We start from the raw sequence: 16,548 nt of genomic DNA on the forward strand, positions 1-16,548 counted from the left end.
CTGCTCTCCATTCATTTAATGCTTTCGTATCATGGAACAGAAATACTGCTATATGAAATTCTAATGGAATCCCGGTTGTAGAACCAACCGCAGGGGCCGTTTTCGCCCGCGGCTGGAGATTCAAGCGAAATCTGTAGCCGTGTACGTCTCATTAATTCAGCGAAATACGTGACGCCGATGTTTCCTAATTGGAGTAAACGTAGGCTACCCTTACTTAAGTTCGTCCGTTCATCAGTCTAGGAGTTTTCGTTGATCCCTTCCCGTATGCGGAGCATCGTCGCAACCGCAGCCGTCGCAATTCTGTCCTTGTCAGCATGTTCCACCGGTCCGGCCGGGGGAACGACCGAGGGAGGGGCTGAAAGCTCGCAGAACTCGTCATCGAACCCGGACGCATTTCCCGTCACAATTGAGCACAAATTCGGCGAGACCACGCTCAAGGAAAAGCCCGAACGCGTGGCCACCGTCTCCTGGGTGAACGCCGACATTTCACTGGCTCTCGGCGTCGTACCCGTTGGAATGCCGAAGCAGGAGTGGGGCGGAAACGAAAACCTGTCCACCCCCTGGTTCGACGCCGCACTGGCTGAAGCCGGCGCTACTGAAGCGGCCACCGGCGAAGGCAGCGGGCCTGAGGCCGCCGGCATCGCGACCTACTCCGAGCTGGACGGCGTCAACTTTGAGGAGGTCGCCAAGACCACCCCGGATGTCATTCTCGCCGCGTATTCCGGCCTGACGCAGGAGGACTACGACACGCTCTCCAAAATCGCCCCGGTCATTGCTTATCCGGAGGTTGCCTATGGCACGCCGTGGCAGAAGGCGACGACGATGATCGGCAAGGCTCTGGGTGAGTCGGAGCAGGCCGAGGAACTGGTTGCCAAGACCGAGGAGACCATCGAAACCGAAGCCGCCAAGTACCCGCAGATTGAGGGTAAGACCTTCATTTACGGGAACCTTGAGCCCAACAGCGGCACCGGCATGAACATCTACACCTCCCAGGACAACCGGCCCCGCTTCCTGACCAGCATTGGCATGGAGATGGCACCGGTGATCGAAAAGGCCGAAAAGAAGAGCGGATTCTTCCTGGAGTGGTCCGCCGAACGTGCCGACGAGCTGGAATCAGACATCTTCGTGACGTGGGTTCCGGACAAGAAGACCAAGGAAGCCATCAAGACCGATCCGTTGCTGGGCCAGGTTCCGGCGATCGAGGACGGCGCGCTCGTTGCCGACTCGGACAATACGTTGACGCTCGCAATTTCCGCAGCTTCGCCGTTGAGCCTGCCGTGGGCGCTGGATGAGTTCCTGCCGCAGCTGGGTGAGGCGGCAACCGTCGCGGAGAAGACGAAGTAGCCAACGCTGCACTGATTTATTACGACGCCGGTGCCTGGGTCTCGGATCCCGGGCACCGGCGTTAGGCGTCTTGGTGCTCTCCATCCTTGCTATCCGGTGCTGTTCTGAGAAGACTGAGTGCTGGAAGCTGACGAGCACGGCAAATCGATGGGAGACCGCGGATGAATAGCACTGACGTTCTGCTGGAGGGATTCGGCAGGATTCCGGACCTGATCAGAAACGTGGTCAATGGGTTGAATTCTGATGATTTGGGCAGCCGCCCAAACGGTACCGGAAATTCGATAGCATGGCTCATCTGGCACCTCTCCCGGGTTGAGGACGACCACATCGCCGACGCCGCCGGGACAGAGCAGTTATGGACATCGGCAGGTTGGTCCGAAAAGTTCGACTTGCCACTCGGAACCGGCGAAACGGGCTACGGGCACAGCAGCGAGCAGGTCTCATCTGTCCAGGTGGACTCCGCCCAGTTGCTGGTCGACTACTACAAGGCGGTGCATGCCCGGACAGTCGAATACATCCGCTGCCTATCCGGTGAGGACCTCGACCAAGTCATCGACGACTCCTGGGATCCGCCTGTGACCCTCGGAATCCGGCTGGTCAGCGTGACCCAGGACTGCCTCCAGCATGCGGGGCAGGCCGCTTATGTCCGGGGACTGCTCCGAAACCAGTAAGCACCTGGTGTTGCGAGCCATCCCTCAGGACTGATACTTCCTGATGCTTTCGGAAGTCTGGGCCAAGGCAAGCATCCGGACCAGAAGCCTGCTGTACTCGTGGACGCCGACCGCCACCGTTAGGACGGCACTGTCGCGGCTGCCGCCCTCGGTCACAAAACCGACATCCTGCTGCGCCACCCGGTCGACAGCTTCTGCATAACCCTCTACAACGTCCCGGCTGACCGTGATGCCAAGCGCCTCCATCTGGGAGAGATGCGCATTCAAGGCATTCCGGGCATCCGACGGAACGTCCGGCCAGTCCTCGCCATTGATGACGGCGCTGGTCAACGGATGCTCGCGGGTCTCGCTCAAGTCGTAGCCAAGCACCAGCGACTGGGTCTTGCCGAGCAGGTCGAGAAAACTTACTTCCGGATCGTCGATGACGCTGACGAGGGTCTTAATCTGGCCGATGCTCAGCCCAACGACCTTACGCAACGCGGTGATGAGTTCGAGCCGGACCAAGTGCGCATCGGCATATTCGGCGAGCGTGGGATGCCTGCTTTCGCCTGCCGGCAGCAGATCCTCGCGGAGGTAGAACTTGATGCTCGCAGCGCTGATGCCCGAGCGGCGGCTGAGTTCCTTGAGCTGCACCGGGTACCTCGCTCTGTCGTGACCGTCGGGCGAATCGATCATTGGATAGGGATTTGTGGCTTCACTATCTTGATTTACAGCCTTGGATAGTGACTCTATCCTAAACGTATGGATCTCTGGACGCCCCTCATTGCAGGCCACGTTATTGCCGCGAGTTACGTTCTTGTGCTCGGTCCCTTCAATATCTTCCGCCGCAAACGGGACCGTATCCATAAGATCATTGGCTTCACCTGGGTGACCGCCATCGCCGTCACATGCATCTCAAGTTTCTGGATCATGGACGAAGGCCACTTCACCTGGTTGCATGGGCTTTCTGCGTTCACCTTGACCACCGTGACGCTGGGTATCATCAGCGCAGCACGCGGCAACATACCGGCGCACCGCGGGAACATGATCGGCAGTTATCTTGGCACGCTTATCGCGTTTATCTTCGCCGCGACAGCACCTGGCAGGCGACTCCCGCTGCTCGTATCAACTGAACCGGCGACGGTTGCTTTCGCCGCCATCCTGATCCTTGCTACGGCTGCGGCGTTCTTCTTTACCCTCAAGCGCACCGTCCGGACGAAGCCCCGACCTGTGGCCACCTCGCTTGCACGGTAGGTGGCCAACAGCCTTGGGTGCTATCCGTACTTCCGCGAGGGGGTGATTAGAACGAAATGAACTCCACCAGCTCCCCGGAGCGCTCCTCTGGGAAATTGCGGGCAATGTCAGCCTGGCTCAGCATGCCCACCAGATCGTGTCCATCTACGACGGGCAGCCGGCGGATCTTATGTTGTTGCATCGTATCGATGGCTTCTTCGACGCTGTCATCCGCGCCGATAGTTACGGGCTTCCCCTGGCCGAGTTCGCCGGCCTTTGCCGTTTTCGGGTCTCCGCCCTTGGCGAGGCACTTAACTACAATGTCCCGGTCGGAGATGACACCCTTGAGCCGGTTGTCCTCGCCGCAGATTGGAAGCGATCCGACGTCCAGATCCAGCATTTTCCGGGCTGCTTCTTCAAGCGTCTCGTTCTCGCCGATGCACTCCGCGCCACCGGTCATAATGTCGCGTGCGACAGCCATGATGATTCCTCCTCGATCAGATTCGATGTACCTGAATTGCTAAAACTAAGCATACTGTCTATCGGGTGGAGCTTGCTGGAGGTGCGACCTTGAAAATGGGCAATGGTGGACCGGCAGCGCAATGTGGGCGGAATAAATGAACGCAGGGGACGGAAATGCAGCCGTCCCCTGCTCGTCATGTGTGCATCGCCCGAGTCCTTACCGCCGTCTTCGTCCGATGCACTCGTATCGGCGGGGACTGCCTCGTCGAATGGGCGGGGGGATGCGTCATTTAGGACGCCGTGACCTCCGGCTGCTTCTCTTCACTTCCCCCGTCCACCGTGGGCTCACTGGCGAGGGAGCCAGTCGAGATCTCGATCTTGCGGGGTTTTGCCCGTTCGCTAACCGGGATGATCACGTTCAGGATGCCGTTCTCGTAGTGGGCGGAAATACTCCCAGTGTCGATGCCCTGTCCCAGGTTCAGCTGCCGCATGTAAGAACCGTTCTGGCGTTCGCGGGTGAGCCACTTTACGCCTTCCTCAGTGCGGGCCGTGCGCTCGGCACGGATGGTCAGCAGCTGACCGTCGACATCGATGTCCACCGAACCGGGGTCGATCCCAGGCAGGTCGGCATTCAGAATGTAGCGGTCGCCGTCGCGGTAAAGATCCATCGGCATCAATCTCGGCCCCTGGTGGTTGTCCAGAAGAGCTTCGGCGACGCGGTCCAGTTCGCGGAATGGGTCGAATTTCATGGCCATTGTTGTGTCAACTCCTTCACATACACCGCACCGTCATGGTTGCGGCGATCTCAGTTACTAAAGTTGAGTCGATATCGCTCAACTAGAAAAATATTAGCACTGAGAAGCGCGGAGTGCTAAATGCGGCGCATTCTGCTCTGAGCGAACAGTGGGCTCGCTTCAGAATGGTGGTGGGGTTTGGTCGTGGTCGCCGTTTGGGACAGCGCCGGCGTTTTTGGGGTTCCATGGGTCGAAGTGGTGGCCGTTGCCGGTGGCGTAGCGTTGGGCGTCTTTGCGGCTGGTGAGGACGGGGCCTTCGGGTTTGGATGTGTAGGTTCGTCCTGCTGGTGATGTGACGGTGATGGTGCCGTCTTTGTCTTGGGTGTCTTTCCATCCGCAGGCGGTTTTACGGAGATGATGCATGGGGCAGTAGCCTTTCAGCGATTCGTAGTCTGTTTTTCCGCCTTCGGCCCAGGGCGTGGTGTGGTCGAGTTCGGTGAAGCGTGCGGATCGGTTGCAGCCCGGTGCGCGGCAACATCGGTCGCGGATATTGATCATTTTTTTCAGGTCGGCGGGTACTTTGTAGGTGGTTCTGCCGAAGGAGATCATCGCCCCGGTTTCCGGGTGGGTGAGGATCCGTTTGAATGAGGGGGCGTTCGCGCATAGTTTTCGGGCGGTTTCGTCGTCCATGGGTCCGAAGCCTTCAAGCTCAGCCGGCTCTTCGGAGAGGCCGAGCAGGGTGAGGACGGGGACGGTGACGATGACTTCGGGTTTGATCTGCTCGTAGTTGGGCAGGTGTGGTTCCGCCACGGCCTGACCGGAGGAAGCAGTGCCGGTTGAGCCGGGGGACGGATTCCCACCCCTGCCACGATCGTTGTTGTTGTCATCGTTCAGGCCCGCAATTGGTCCATCTGGGATCGGCCCGGTGCCGAGGAGGAGGTCGGTGAAGACGTCGGCGCAGAGTTGGGTGCCGGTTCGTTCCTCGTCCGGGGAGCGGAGGGCCCGGGCGGCGTCGGTGATTCGGTTGTAGGCGGCGGTGGCGGCTTCGGCGGGCAGGTAGGCGCCGAGCCAGGCCATGCCGTCTTCGGCGGGCTGGTACCAGGCCCTGCGGTCGCAGGCTGCTTTCTTTTTCCGCCGGGCGCCGGATTCGGGGTGCATGCGTTCGCGGAGGCGCTTGGCCTTGCCGGCCAGTTTCGGCCGTGGCAGTTCCGGTGCGTCGGCGAGCAGTTCCTTCTCGAATTCGGGTTGGGCGTGCTCGGGGAGGGTTTGTGCCTGGTCGATGATGACCATGGCCTGGTCCCGGTTCAGTTCCCCGGTTTCGAGGCGTTCGAGGGTGGCGGGGAAAGAGCCGACCAGTTCGGTGCTTTCGAAAATGAGTTTCTGGGCTGTCCTCGTTGCGATGGTCAACGCGCCGCTGACTTCGCCCTCGACGTTCATCCGGGCCAGGCGTTCGGCGTTCCGTGACGGGCCGGCCGGATCGGGCTGAGGGACCGTGCCGGCGGATGTTTCGCAGAGCCGGGTGACCAGGCGGGCTTTGAGTCCCTCCGCCCACGCGATGAGCTGCCCGGCCGAGACCAGGGCCATGGTCGCTTCATCGAAGGACAAGACCCCGGGCACCACGTCGCCGAGTGGGCCGGCCAGTTCGGGAAGCTCGAAGGCACCGGTGGGAGCGTCGTCGCTGCTCCCGCCGTCTGGTGCTTCCTTGTTTGCCATGTCTTTAGTACATCAGCCGGCACCGACATTATTCGAAATCCTGTTCGCTACCGGATAACGAAACGGTAACGAAACAATAATTAATGGAATCGGCGCCATGTCAGAAAGAGGGCCCCGGCAGTGATCTGCCGGGGGCCACTCCTTCTAACGCTTGACTAGTGCTCGACTGCCTTTTCGGCACCAACACCGGTCAGCGACCGTACTTCCATTTCGGCCTGCTTCTGCACGTTTTCCCGCTTCTTGTCCGTAACGGTTCCCAACCAGCCGAGCAGGAACGCCAGCGGAATGGAAACGAGACCCGGGTTACTCAGTGGGAACCAGGCGAAATCGGCTCCTTCGATCATCGATGTCTCGGTTCCGGAGACAACCGGTGAGAACGCGATGAGCAGCATGGCCGTGCCAAGCCCGCCGTACATGCTCCAGACCGCTCCTCTGGTAGTGAACCGACGCCAGAACAGTGAGTAGATGATCGTTGGCAGGTTCGCACTGGCTGCCACTGCGAAGGCTAGCGCGACGAGGAATGCCACGTTCTGCCCCTGGGCACCGATGCCTCCAAGAATGGAGATGACACCGATGACGACGACGGTGCGCCGTGCGACTTTGACCTCGCCATCCGGCGGCACATTTCCCTTCTTGACCACGTTGGCGTAGATGTCATGGGCGAAGGAAGCCGCTGCTGTAATCGTCAGCCCTGCCACGACCGCGAGAATCGTTGCAAACGCCACCGCCGATATGAAGCCAAGCAGCAAGGGTCCGCCGAGTTCGAATGCCAGCAACGGTGCGGCCGAATTCACGCCGCCCGGCGCGTTTTCGATCCTGTCGGCGCCAATCATGGCGCCGGCTCCGTAACCGAGCACCAGCGTGAAGAGGTAAAACAGACCGATCAACCAGATCGCCCACACGACTGAGCGCCGGGCTTCCTTGGCCGTAGGCACGGTGTAGAAGCGCATCAAGACATGCGGCAGTGCGGCCGTTCCGAGCACCAATGCCAACGCCAGCGAAATGAAGTCCAACTTGGTGGTGGCATTCTCACCGTATGCACCGCCGGGATTGAGAATGTCCGAAGTTCCGGCCGTTTCGACAGCATGCGCCAGCAGTTCCGAAAGATTGAATCCGTGCAGTGCGAGGACCCAAATGGTCATTGCGGCAGCGCCCGTGATGAGCAGGCAGGCCTTGATGATCTGCACCCAGGTGGTGCCTTTCATGCCTCCAACCAGTACATACAGAATCATCAAGCCGCCGACGACGGTGATCACCAGTGACTGACCGAGCTCATCCCGGATGCCCAACAACAGCGATACGAGTGCTCCCGCGCCTGCCATCTGTGCCAACAGGTAGAAGAAACATACGGCCAGGGTGGTGATGGCTGCAGCGATTCTGATCGGACGCTGCTTCAAGCGGAAGGAGAGCACATCCGCCATCGTGAATTTTCCGGTGTTGCGCATAAGCTCAGCGACCAGCAGCAGCGCCACCAGCCAGGCAACCAGGAATCCAATGGAGTAAAGGAAGCCATCATAGCCATTGATCGCGATCGCGCCGACGATGCCAAGGAACGACGCCGCCGAGAGGTAGTCGCCAGCGATGGCCGTCCCATTCTGCGGTCCGGTGAAGGAACGGCCGGCCGCATAGTAATCCGCCGCCGTCTTGTTGTTCCGGCTCGCGCGGAGCACGACGATCAGGGTAACGCCGACGAACAGCGCAAAAATCGTGATGTTGACCCACGGACTTCCCACCGTTTCCTCAGCTCCGGTCTGGGCGAGGATGTTTATGTTGCTCACTTCTTTTCCTCCGTGATCTGCTCCAGGTCCCGCCGCATTTCTGCCGCGATGGGATCCAGCCGCTTATTCGCGTAGCTGACGTACCACATGGTTATTCCGAACGTGGTGACGAACTGCAGCAGGCCCAAAACCAATCCGACGTTGATATTTCCGAAAACAGGCGTGGACATGAATTCGTGTGCGTAGTCAGCCAACAACACGTAGAGGAAGTACCAGAGCAAAAAGGCAACCGCCATCGGGAAAACAAAGCTCCGGTGGCGTTTCCGCAGCGTCTGGAACTGTTCGGATTTCTGCACTTCTTCGAAGTCGACCGCGGCTTCAAGTTCCTCTTCGGTCGGCGGGGTATCGTCCGCCATAATTCCTCCTTAGGTGGAATAGTCGCGCACTTCGGAGACGGGCTCATTCCTGACTCTCAGACGCGTTTATGTGACTGTAATCACTCTCGTATGCCGGAATGCTCATTTCCTAGTCCCAACGAGCACCACATCGGTGGATGGCGTCCTGGATGCGCTGAACGGTCGGCTGAGGCGACGAACGGCAGAGCTCCAAAGCGCCCAATCCGCGCGGGGTGACCGATTCACGGCCGGCCGGCGGCAAGACCTATCCCGCGGAGCTCCTCAAGCTTCCCGGGCCAGCTCTGCCGATAAGGTTGTCTGCATGCCTATCTCCGTCGCCGAGCTGCTGGCGATCGCCGCCGTCGTTCTTGCCGCCGTGGTTGTTGTCTCGGCAATTGGCTTCAAACTGTCGCGGTCCAGGGATCTAGGCAGCGATGCCGATCAGGCGACCTATGCGACGCTGCATACCGCTGCACTGGCTTCGAAGTATCTGCGGCAGGGCCTGGACCCGGAAGGTGCGGCCAAGGCGAGCCGGCATCTGCGGATGTTGCTTGCCTGCGAGGCCTTGACGCTCACGGATGAGTCGGCGCAGCTGGCGTGGGATGGCCCGGGCGATGCCGATCCTGATGCTGCAATGAAGCTTGCCGGAAAGGTGTTGTCCACCGGCCGCACGCAGGTCTTCCGGAAGGGTGATGTGCAAGCGGCGGGACCTGCTGGATCTGACGCTGCCGGAGCGGAGGCGCCTGGCCCGGGTCCGGGTCCGGGTCCGACTGAAGCTGACCCGCAATCGCCGCTCCGCGAGGCGGTCTTCTCCCCAATCTGCGTCGGCTCACGCGTGGTTGGCACCGTTGGTGCCTATGCGCCGCACGTGCGTGCGGGGCTGATCCGTGCCACAAATGAAGTAGCTGCGTGGGTGTCGACACAGGTTGAGCTGGCGGACCTGGATTCATCGAAAAACCAACTGATGGAGGCCGAGGTCCGGGCACTGCGGGCGCAGATCAGTCCGCACTTCATCTACAACTCGCTCAACGCCATCGCCTCGTTCATCCACACTGATCCGGCGCGTGCCCGCGAACTTGTGGTCGAATTCGCCGATTTCACCCGGTACTCCTTCCGCCGTCACGGCGACTTCACCACCCTGGCGGAAGAGCTCAAGGCGATTGACAGGTACCTGCTGCTGGAACGTGCCCGGTTCGGCGAACGACTGCAGGTGAGTCTGCAGATAGGTCCGGAGGTTTTGAGTACCGTTGTGCCGTATCTGTCGCTGCAGCCGCTGGTCGAAAACGCGGTCCGCCATGGGTTGGAGCGGAAGGACGGAGTCGGCCATATAGAAATCAAGGCGCACGACGCCGGCCCTCATGCCGAGGTGACGATTGAAGACGATGGCGTGGGGATGGATCCGGAACATCTTCGCTCGGTCCTGGCCGGACATGCCGCAGGCGACCATGTGGGCCTGCGGAATGTGGATTCCCGGCTGCGGCAGGTCTACGGCGATGATCACGGTCTTGTGGTCGACACTGCGCCCGGCGCGGGAACGTTGATTACCTTGCGGGTGCCGAAGTTCCAGCCGGACCACCAGCCGTGAGGCACAGTAATGTTTAACCCATGCTGAACGTGGTCGTTGCCGATGACGAAATCCCCGCCGTGGAGGAACTCGCCTACCTGCTGGGCCAGGACGACCGGATCGGCACCATCCACCGGGCCACCAGCGGCGCCGAGGCTCTGCGCGCACTGGAGGATCACGACGTCGATGCGCTGTTTCTCGACATCCATATGCCGGCTCTATCCGGACTCGACATAGCCCGGGTGATTTCGCGGTTCACCAAACCTCCCGCCGTCGTATTTGTCACTGCTGATGATGACCTTGCGCTGGAGGCTTTCGATCTGGCTGCGGTGGACTACCTGCTCAAACCGGTCCGGCCGGAGAGGCTGATGGAAACCATCGGCCGTATTCGTGAAATCCGGGACGACGGCGACGACAAGGCGGGCGTGATTACCGTCGACCAGGGCGGAATAACCCGGATGATCCGCCTCGATGAGGTTCGCTATGTGCAGGCGCAGGGCGACTACGCACGGTTGCACACCGTGGACGCCAGCTACCTCGTGCGGATTCCGCTGACCGATCTGCAACAGCAGTGGTCGGCACAGGATTTCGTCCGGATCCACCGCTCCTATCTGGTGTCCATGAATTACGTGACGTCAGTAAAGCTCACGGCCGGCAGGGCCAATGTCACTCTGGACGAGGTCCAACTTCCGGTCAGCCGCCGCCATCTTCCGTTGTTGCGCAGGATGCTGGAGACGACGCGGATCAGGCCGCAATCGTGACGGACAGCGATACCGGGCCGGGGAGCGGCAATCCTGAACCGGAAAGCGTAAACCCCGTGCAGAACCGCCCGGAGCGGGTCCGCGTTACGGCGCCGCGGTCGAAGGCAACTGTCGCTCCGGATCGCTTCCGGCTGTCCCGCGAGGTGGCGGAGCATTCCGCGGTCGGTGACGTCTTTGTCCAGTCATTGATCCGCAGCCAGTTGCGCCTCGCGCTCGTCGTTGCCGGTGGATTCGTGCTGATCCTGCTCGGCGTGCCGGTGCTGATGGCGCTGTTTCCGGTCCTGGAGGATGTATCCGTGCTGACGATTCCCGTCTCCTGGCTGATTCTGGGTGCGCTCATCTACCCGGTGATGTGCCTGTGCGCCTGGTTGTACATCCGCAGTGCCACCCGGAACGAAGCGCGGTACCGGGACTTGGTGGGTGAGCAGTAGGCGTGAATCCGCTGATTGGCTATGCCGCCATCGCTGCCGTGTCGATCATGACGGTGGTGATCAGTATTTACGGCCTGCGCATTTCCCGCACGACCGGGGACTTTTATGTCGCCTCGCGGACGGTTCCGCCGTGGTGGAATGCCTCCGCGATCGGAGGTGAATACCTGTCGGCGGCGAGTTTCCTTGGAGTGGCCGGGCTGATCCTGATCTCCGGCGTCGACGGGCTCTGGTTTCCGATTGGCTATACCGCCGGGTACCTGATGCTGCTGCTGTTTGTCGCCGCTCCCCTGCGCCGCTCGGGGGCTTACACCGTTCCCGATTTTGCCGAGGCCCGCCTGCAGTCGAGGCAGGCGCGGGGGTTCACCAGCATCCTGGTCATCGTGGTCAGCTGGCTGTACATTGTTCCGCAACTGCACGGCGCGGCGTTGACCTTGGGCATCGCTACCGGCCTGCCATCGTGGCTGGGCGCCGTCGTCGTCATGGTGGTCGTCTGCATTTCCGTGATTACCGGCGGGATGCGCTCCATCACCTTCGCGCAGGCCTTCCAGTTCTGGCTGAAGTTGACCGCCATCGCCGTCCCGGTGGTCTTTGCCCTGCTGGTGCTCGGCAATACCGGCCAGCCGATCACCGACGGTGGAGCTGCGTTCCGGCAGGAACTCAATACCGTTCCGGACCCGTCAATCTACAGGAACGTCTCGCTGGTCTTCTCGCTGCTGCTCGGCACTCTCGGCTTACCGCATGTGCTCGTCCGTTTCTACACCAACCCCGACGGCCCGTCGGCGCGCAGGACGACGCTGATCGTGCTCGCCCTGCTGGGGGTTTTCTACCTTTTCCCTACGATGTATGGGGTCCTGGCCCGGCTCTACACTCCTGAGCTGTCCAACGCCGACGCTTCCGATTCCACTGTGCTGTTGCTCCCGGGCGAATTGGTGGGCGGTACCGCGGGTGCTTTCCTGTCGGCTTTGGTCATAGCAGGTGCGTTCGCCGCGTTCCTGTCGACGACGTCGGGCCTGTTGGTATCGTCGGCAGGGGTGATCAGCCAGGACGTGTTCGACGGCGGTGTGTTCGGCTTCCGGATTGCGGCGCTGCTGTCCGCAGTCGTCCCGCTGGCCTTGGCGTTGATGACTGACTCGCTCGCCCTGGCCGGCAGCGTGGGGCTCGTCTTCGCCTTTACGGCTTCCACCATCGCGCCGCTGCTGTTATTGGGGATCTGGTGGCATGGGTTGTCGGATGCAGGCGCGCTGGCCGGTATGGCGGCGGGCGGCATCCTGTGCGGCGGCGCCATCCTCGGGTCAGCCCTGTTTGGGCGGCCTTCCGGTTTCGCCGGTGACCTGCTGGCCCAACCGGCGGCCTGGACCGTCCCGGTGGCTTTCGCCGTCATGATTATCGTTTCTAAACTGACACCGCAACGCCGGCCCACGGGTGTGGCGGCCATCCTCGCCCGGCTGCATACCCCTGAGCGGGCCAAAACCTGATCAGTCGATCGCGGCCATCAGTTCGACAACCTTGTCCATAAAAGCATCAACCTGAGCCTCTTCGTAACCGTCCCGGCCATCCGCTGACCGGAAAACGGCGCGGCGGACGACGTCTACGCTGAGGGGCTGGTCGGCCTCAAAGTACCCAAGCAGGTCGTGGCAGAGGTCGTCGACGTCCTCAATGTTGTAACTGCGGGTCTTGCGCTTCTTCGGACGACGGAAACGGTCACCGTCTTCGCGGTGCAGGCGGGCGCGCAGTACGGCGGAGATCCGGCCAATCTGCATCAGCCAGGCCTCTTCGCCTTCGTCTCCGATCAGCTGGTCCCGTTCCCTTTGGGCGAAAACGTCTTCCAACCGGTCCAGTGCCGCGTCCACTGCCTCGGCCTCGTAACCGCCGCGGGCAGGGTCGAAGGCCATTGCGCGGACGTCCCTGCTGGTGATGGTCTGCGAATCAGGATCGTTGGATGTGTAGTACTGGCGGGCCTTGGCCAGGAACTGGTCCACCTGCTTGACGTTATAGCCATACTCGCTTCGGTCCACCCGTTCGAAGGGCGCATGCGCATTGCGTGTCTCGTCCACCGTCACTGTGTTCCTTCGTGGTCTATCGTCGGTGCGTAAAATCCGGGTTGAAGAATGTTGTCCACCATCATACTGACTGCCGCGCCGCCGGGCTGGAGGCCGACCCGGGATCCCCTAAATCGTCTTGGACCGGGTGGAAGGCCATTAACGGGCCGGCCAACCTTAGACCTGGCCGGGCAACAGCAGCGACATCACGATGTAGGCCACCGGAGAGGCGAAAACCACCGAATCCAGCCGGTCCATTACACCGCCATGTCCGGGCAGGATGTTGCTCATGTCCTTGATGCCCAGTTCCCGTTTGATCATCGACTCCGCGAAGTCGCCCGCGGTTGCCGCCGCAACCATGCTGACGGCGAGGACCGCGCCGATCCACCAGGGTTCATCGAGCAGGAAAACCGCGCCGGCCACGCCGACAATAGCCGCTCCGCCAACCGATCCGGCAAAGCCCTCCCACGATTTTTTGGGGCTGATTTTCGGCGCCATCGGGTGCTTGCCGTAGAGGACACCGACAAGGTAGCCGAAGGTATCATTGGCCACCACCAGGAGCAGAACCGTCGCGATTTTCAAGGCACCGTCGGTTTCGTGCAGGAGGAGGACGGCGAAACTCGTCAGGAACGGGACCCAGCACAAAGTGAAGACGCCGCCGATAATGCTCTCCGCCGACCCTTCGGACCGGTCGAGCGCCCGCCAGACGAGGACCGCCGTCGCGCTTGCCACGAGGGCAAACCCCAGGCTTTCAGTACCGCCGAAGAAGGCGGCAAATGGCATGGCGATCGTACCAACGATGACGGGAACGAGTGGCAGGTGGATGTTCCGGAACGCGAGTGCGCGGGAAATTTCCCACACGCCGGTCACTGAGAGAACCGTGATCAGGAGGACGAACGCTTCAGGCAGGAACACCAGGCCGACCAGCACCAGCACGACCAGAGCGACGCCCACCGCGATGGCCGCGGGCAGGTTCCTTCCGGCCTTCGGCGGGTTTACTTTTGCCCGCCGGGACCGGCGTCCAGTGCCTCCCGGGGCCCCGCCTGAGTCCGGCGGTGTTCCGGTGGCGGGGTCGTTATCCACCGGAGATGAACCAGCCGGTCCACGTGGCTGGTGTGTCATTAGACCTCGAGCAACTCTGTTTCTTTACGTTTGAGCAGCTCATCGACGTTCTCCGTGTGCGCCTTGGTCAGGGCATCCAGTTCCTTTTCGGCGCGGGCGCCCTCGTCCTCACCGGCATCGCCGTCTTTGACGATCTTGTCCAGTTGCTCCTTGGCCTTGCGGCGGATGCTGCGGATCGATACCTTGGCGTCCTCGGCTTTGCCCCGGACCACCTTGACGTATTCCTTGCGGCGTTCCGCTGTCAGTTCGGGAAGAACCACCCGGATTACATTGCCGTCATTGGCAGGATTGGCCCCAAGGTCTGAGTCGCGCAGTCCCTTCTCAATGGCCTGGAGCGCCGTCTTGTCGTAAGGAGTGATCAGCAACGTGCGGGCCTCCGGATTCTGGAAGGAAGCCAGTTGCTGCAATGGCGTCGGCGAGCCATAGTAGTCAACGAGAACTTTGCCGAAGAGAGCTGGATTCGCCCGGCCGGTCCGGATGGAACCGAAGTCGTCCTTGGCCACCTCTACGGCCTTATCCATCTTTTCGCCGGCCTCAAGCATGGTCTCTTCGATCATGGTTTCTCCTTGTCGTCAGTTGATCCGCCGATTGGGAGCGAATACTGGTCTCTCTCTTCATCCTATGCCACGCGGGCAGTGGCAATTGGGCGCGTCAGGCGGTCACCATGGTGCCGATATTTTCACCCATAATAGCCCGCGTGACATTGCCTTCACCCTGCATCCCGAACACGAGCATCGGAAGGTGATTGTCGCGGCAGAGGCTGAATGCCGTCTGGTCCAGCACCCGGATGTTGCGGTGCATCGCGTCGTCGTAAGTCAGCGTTTCGAGCTTCTCCGCCGAAGGGTCCTGATGCGGGTCCGCGGTGTAAACGCCGTCGACCCCGTTCTTCGCCATCAGCACCAGGTCGGCGTGGACCTCCAGTGCACGCTGGGCGGCAACGGTATCGGTCGAGAAATAAGGCAGGCCGGCACCGGCACCGAAAATCACGACGCGGTTCTTCTCCAGGTGCCGGATAGCGCGGCGGGGAATGTACGCCTCCGCTACCTGACCCATGGTGATGGCGCTTTGCACGCGGGTATCGACGCCGGCTTGCTCCAGGAAGTCCTGCAGTGCCAGGCAGTTCATCATGGTGCCCAGCATCCCCATGTAGTCTGCACGGGAACGGTCCATTCCACTGTGGGACAGTTCGGCGCCCCGGAAAAAGTTGCCACCTCCGACGACGATGGCGATCTCCACCTTGCCGACGGCCGCGGCGATCTGCTCGGCGATCCCGCGTACGGTTGCCGGGTCGACGCCGAGCTTCCCGCCACCGAACACCTCACCTGAGAGCTTCAGCAGTACACGACGGCGCTGCGCCTTTTCCTGGATGTGATTCAGGTTGTCCATGGGGCCTTCCGGTGTTGCATGAGTACGGTTTCTTACATGGAAAAGGGGGCGGCCACCGTGGTGACCACCCCCTTTCACGAGCGATCTTTACAATCGCGGCTGACTAGGAGCCTACGCGGAAACGGGCGAGGCCGGTAGCCGATACGCCAGCTTCCTGCAGAACCTGTGCCACGCTTTTCTTCGGATCCTTGGCGAACGCCTGATCGAGAAGGACCCCTTCCTTGAAGAATCCGGTCAAACGGCCCTCGACGATCTTCGTCAGGGCCTGCTCCGGCTTGCCTTCGGCGCGGGCCGTTTCGTCGGCGATCCGGCGCTCATTCTCCACCAGTTCAGCCGGGACCTCGTCGCGCGTGATGTAGGTCGGGTTGTACGCGGCGGCGTGGACGGCGACGTCATGGGCCGCTTCTTTCGCGCCGGAGCCTTCACCATCAACGGCGAACAGCACGCCAACTTGCGCGGGCAGGTCCTTCGACGTCTTGTGCAGGTATGCGTCGACAGTTTTGCCCTCAACGCGGGCGATACGGCGGACTTTCACCTTTTCGCCAAGCAGTGCGCCGGCTTCGATAACGTGCTCCGAAAGTGGCTTGCCGTCGACGTCGTAGCCCAGCAGCGCGTCGACGTCGGCGGCACCGGATTCGACGGCGGCGCTGACAACTTTGTCGCCGAACTCGATGAAAGGTGCCGACTTGGCAACGAAGTCGGTTTCGCAGTTGATCTCGATCATGACGCCCGTTCCGTCGTTCACGCGGGCGGCAATAAGTCCCTCGGCGGTGGAGCGGCCTTCACGCTTCGTGGCGCCCTTGAGGCCCTTGATGCGGATGACTTCCAGGGCCTTTTCGGTATCGCCGTTGGCCTCGTCGAGGGCCTTCTTGACGTCCATCATGCCGGCGCCCGTGCGCTCGCGCAGAGCCTTGATATCAGCGGCGGTGTAGTTCGCCATTTGAACTCCTTAAGTAGTTTGTTGAAAGGCGCCGGCGGTTCGGATAAGAATCCAAC

At 61.3% G+C, this 16,548-nt stretch carries 18 protein-coding genes; 7 read left to right on the forward strand and 11 right to left on the reverse strand.

The genetic code is table 11. The annotated features are described in order from the left end of the window. The first annotated feature begins 264 nt into the window (after nt 1-264). Together ACX80B_RS03535 and ACX80B_RS03540 are read left to right on the forward strand one after the other, a co-directional pair. Nucleotides 265-1,344 carry an iron-siderophore ABC transporter substrate-binding protein gene (locus tag ACX80B_RS03535; RefSeq protein WP_459293551.1) on the forward strand — a complete coding sequence of 360 codons (1,080 nt, stop codon included), beginning with the start codon at nt 265-267 and terminating at the stop codon, nt 1,342-1,344. Nucleotides 1,345-1,505: 161 nt separating this feature from the next. Next, nucleotides 1,506-2,015, forward strand: a complete 510-nt coding sequence (locus ACX80B_RS03540; protein ID WP_459293127.1) for a mycothiol transferase — start codon at nt 1,506-1,508, stop codon at nt 2,013-2,015. 24 nt (nt 2,016-2,039) lie between these two features. On the opposite strand, the gene ACX80B_RS03545 is transcribed toward ACX80B_RS03540, so the two are convergent. Further along, nucleotides 2,040-2,690: a MerR family transcriptional regulator gene (locus tag ACX80B_RS03545; RefSeq protein ID WP_459293129.1), complete on the reverse strand. Its 651-nt coding sequence runs from the start codon at nt 2,688-2,690 to the stop codon at nt 2,040-2,042. 66 nt (nt 2,691-2,756) lie between these two features. Between ACX80B_RS03545 and ACX80B_RS03550 the strand changes: the two genes are divergently transcribed. Continuing rightward, nucleotides 2,757-3,248: a DUF2306 domain-containing protein gene (locus ACX80B_RS03550; protein WP_459293131.1), complete on the forward strand. Its 492-nt coding sequence runs from the start codon at nt 2,757-2,759 to the stop codon at nt 3,246-3,248. 46 nt (nt 3,249-3,294) lie between these two features. Here ACX80B_RS03550 and ACX80B_RS03555 read toward each other — a convergent pair whose 3' ends face one another. The 5 genes from ACX80B_RS03555 to ACX80B_RS03575 all read right to left on the reverse strand — a co-directional run bounded on the left by ACX80B_RS03555 (nt 3,295) and on the right by ACX80B_RS03575 (nt 8,270). Then, complete coding sequence (locus tag ACX80B_RS03555) at nt 3,295-3,708, reverse strand: CBS domain-containing protein (RefSeq protein ID WP_459293133.1); 414 nt, start codon at nt 3,706-3,708, stop codon at nt 3,295-3,297. 271 nt (nt 3,709-3,979) lie between these two features. Beyond that, nucleotides 3,980-4,444: an Hsp20/alpha crystallin family protein gene (locus ACX80B_RS03560; protein WP_459293135.1), complete on the reverse strand. Its 465-nt coding sequence runs from the start codon at nt 4,442-4,444 to the stop codon at nt 3,980-3,982. A 159-nt stretch (nt 4,445-4,603) separates the two neighbouring features. Beyond that, on the reverse strand, nt 4,604-6,136 hold the full coding sequence (locus ACX80B_RS03565; RefSeq protein ID WP_459293137.1) for an HNH endonuclease signature motif containing protein: 1,533 nt from the start codon (nt 6,134-6,136) through the stop codon (nt 4,604-4,606). A gap of 155 nt (nt 6,137-6,291) precedes the next feature. Next, entirely contained in the window at nt 6,292-7,914 is a 1,623-nt protein-coding gene (locus ACX80B_RS03570) for a solute symporter family protein (protein WP_459293139.1), read from the reverse strand. Next, the gene (locus tag ACX80B_RS03575; RefSeq protein WP_459293141.1) at nt 7,911-8,270 is read right to left on the reverse strand and encodes a DUF485 domain-containing protein; all 360 of its coding nucleotides are present in this window, start codon (nt 8,268-8,270) and stop codon (nt 7,911-7,913) included. The genes ACX80B_RS03570 and ACX80B_RS03575 overlap by 4 nt, the downstream gene beginning before the upstream one ends. A 301-nt stretch (nt 8,271-8,571) precedes the next feature. Between ACX80B_RS03575 and ACX80B_RS03580 the strand changes: the two genes are divergently transcribed. From ACX80B_RS03580 to ACX80B_RS03595, 4 genes are read left to right on the forward strand one after another with little or no spacing between them, the layout of a single operon-like run. Beyond that, nucleotides 8,572-9,834 carry a sensor histidine kinase gene (locus ACX80B_RS03580; protein ID WP_459293143.1) on the forward strand — a complete coding sequence of 421 codons (1,263 nt, stop codon included), beginning with the start codon at nt 8,572-8,574 and terminating at the stop codon, nt 9,832-9,834. Between the two features lie 20 nt (nt 9,835-9,854). Next, complete coding sequence (locus tag ACX80B_RS03585; protein WP_459293145.1) at nt 9,855-10,574, forward strand: LytR/AlgR family response regulator transcription factor; 720 nt, start codon at nt 9,855-9,857, stop codon at nt 10,572-10,574. A gap of 56 nt (nt 10,575-10,630) precedes the next feature. Beyond that, complete coding sequence (locus tag ACX80B_RS03590) at nt 10,631-11,005, forward strand: DUF485 domain-containing protein (RefSeq protein WP_459293553.1); 375 nt, start codon at nt 10,631-10,633, stop codon at nt 11,003-11,005. Nucleotides 11,006-11,007: 2 nt separating this feature from the next. Then, a complete protein-coding gene (locus ACX80B_RS03595; RefSeq protein WP_459293147.1) occupies nt 11,008-12,480 on the forward strand; it encodes a sodium/solute symporter in 1,473 nt (490 codons plus the stop codon). Here the strand turns inward: ACX80B_RS03595 and ACX80B_RS03600 are convergent, their stop codons facing one another. From ACX80B_RS03600 to tsf, 5 genes are all read right to left on the reverse strand, one after another. Next, nucleotides 12,481-13,065, reverse strand: coding sequence for a DivIVA domain-containing protein (locus tag ACX80B_RS03600; RefSeq protein WP_459293149.1), 585 nt, complete (start codon nt 13,063-13,065; stop codon nt 12,481-12,483). It abuts the gene before it with no gap. A 156-nt stretch (nt 13,066-13,221) separates the two neighbouring features. Then, the gene (locus tag ACX80B_RS03605) at nt 13,222-14,166 is read right to left on the reverse strand and encodes a phosphatidate cytidylyltransferase (protein ID WP_459293151.1); all 945 of its coding nucleotides are present in this window, start codon (nt 14,164-14,166) and stop codon (nt 13,222-13,224) included. Then, nucleotides 14,166-14,723, reverse strand: coding sequence for a ribosome recycling factor (gene frr, locus ACX80B_RS03610; RefSeq protein ID WP_026536184.1), 558 nt, complete (start codon nt 14,721-14,723; stop codon nt 14,166-14,168). The genes ACX80B_RS03605 and frr overlap by 1 nt, the downstream gene beginning before the upstream one ends. Before the next feature lie 94 nt (nt 14,724-14,817). Continuing rightward, nucleotides 14,818-15,552, reverse strand: coding sequence for a UMP kinase (pyrH, locus tag ACX80B_RS03615; RefSeq protein ID WP_026536183.1), 735 nt, complete (start codon nt 15,550-15,552; stop codon nt 14,818-14,820). A 103-nt stretch (nt 15,553-15,655) separates the two neighbouring features. After that, a complete protein-coding gene (gene tsf, locus ACX80B_RS03620; RefSeq protein ID WP_459293154.1) occupies nt 15,656-16,492 on the reverse strand; it encodes a translation elongation factor Ts in 837 nt (278 codons plus the stop codon). Between the last annotated feature and the right edge of the window lie 56 nt (nt 16,493-16,548).

The organism is Arthrobacter monumenti, assembly GCF_054511255.1.

What these genes read in the sequence shown, in the direction of transcription:
- ACX80B_RS03555 (WP_459293133.1), bottom strand. Translation starts at nt 3,708, where the DNA reads ATGGCTGTCGCACGCGACATTATGACCGGTGGCGCGGAGTGCATCGGC.
- tsf (WP_459293154.1), bottom strand. Translation starts at nt 16,492, where the DNA reads ATGGCGAACTACACCGCCGCTGATATCAAGGCTCTGCGCGAGCGCACG.
- ACX80B_RS03535 (WP_459293551.1), top strand. Translation starts at nt 265, where the DNA reads ATGCGGAGCATCGTCGCAACCGCAGCCGTCGCAATTCTGTCCTTGTCA.
- ACX80B_RS03550 (WP_459293131.1), top strand. Translation starts at nt 2,757, where the DNA reads ATGGATCTCTGGACGCCCCTCATTGCAGGCCACGTTATTGCCGCGAGT.
- ACX80B_RS03605 (WP_459293151.1), bottom strand. Translation starts at nt 14,166, where the DNA reads ATGACACACCAGCCACGTGGACCGGCTGGTTCATCTCCGGTGGATAAC.
- ACX80B_RS03560 (WP_459293135.1), bottom strand. Translation starts at nt 4,444, where the DNA reads ATGGCCATGAAATTCGACCCATTCCGCGAACTGGACCGCGTCGCCGAA.
- ACX80B_RS03585 (WP_459293145.1), top strand. Translation starts at nt 9,855, where the DNA reads ATGCTGAACGTGGTCGTTGCCGATGACGAAATCCCCGCCGTGGAGGAA.
- ACX80B_RS03575 (WP_459293141.1), bottom strand. Translation starts at nt 8,270, where the DNA reads ATGGCGGACGATACCCCGCCGACCGAAGAGGAACTTGAAGCCGCGGTC.
- ACX80B_RS03565 (WP_459293137.1), bottom strand. Translation starts at nt 6,136, where the DNA reads ATGGCAAACAAGGAAGCACCAGACGGCGGGAGCAGCGACGACGCTCCC.
- pyrH (WP_026536183.1), bottom strand. Translation starts at nt 15,552, where the DNA reads ATGGACAACCTGAATCACATCCAGGAAAAGGCGCAGCGCCGTCGTGTA.
- ACX80B_RS03545 (WP_459293129.1), bottom strand. Translation starts at nt 2,690, where the DNA reads ATGATCGATTCGCCCGACGGTCACGACAGAGCGAGGTACCCGGTGCAG.
- ACX80B_RS03540 (WP_459293127.1), top strand. Translation starts at nt 1,506, where the DNA reads ATGAATAGCACTGACGTTCTGCTGGAGGGATTCGGCAGGATTCCGGAC.
- ACX80B_RS03580 (WP_459293143.1), top strand. Translation starts at nt 8,572, where the DNA reads ATGCCTATCTCCGTCGCCGAGCTGCTGGCGATCGCCGCCGTCGTTCTT.
- frr (WP_026536184.1), bottom strand. Translation starts at nt 14,723, where the DNA reads ATGATCGAAGAGACCATGCTTGAGGCCGGCGAAAAGATGGATAAGGCC.